This is a genomic window from Acetomicrobium sp. S15 = DSM 107314 (assembly GCF_016125955.1).
Classification (GTDB): Bacteria; Synergistota; Synergistia; order Synergistales; family Thermosynergistaceae; genus Thermosynergistes; species Thermosynergistes pyruvativorans.
The window spans coordinates 1-369 of the sequence record NZ_JADEVE010000147.1 but is presented as its reverse complement, the minus strand read 5'-3'; the positions used below and the strand labels follow the sequence as shown (position 1 = coordinate 369).

The window sequence follows — 369 nt, the reverse complement described above, 5'->3', positions numbered from 1 at the left end:
AGCATGAGTCTGATGGACGCCGGTGTTCCGGTAAAAAAGGCATGTGCCGGTGTCGCTATGGGCCTGATAAAAGAGGGGGACAAGGTGGAAATCCTCACGGACATTCAAGGGCTGGAGGACCACTACGGTGACATGGCAGCTGAGCATTTGCCCGAGCTTTATGAACGTAGGCCCTAACGCCTCTAAAACTTCCTTGAGGCTGTGTGCCTCTTCGTCTGTGAGTATCCTATGTCTCGGCAGGCGGTCGGCCTTGTAAAGACGTGCGAGGGGAGGACCGAGCGTGATTAAGACCCGCACAAATCGCATGGCGTGAAGTAGCGAGCGCCAGTTCATAAAAGCCCCTCCTGGAGGTAAAATTGCGGATATGTC

General features: G+C 54.5%; 1 pseudogene. It reads right to left on the bottom strand.

Annotation, left to right across the window (positions count from 1 at the left end):
• Window positions 1-333 (bottom strand): annotated as a pseudogene (locus EZM41_RS03495) (hypothetical protein); the annotation flags it as partial.
• Window positions 334-369 lie beyond the last annotated feature (36 nt).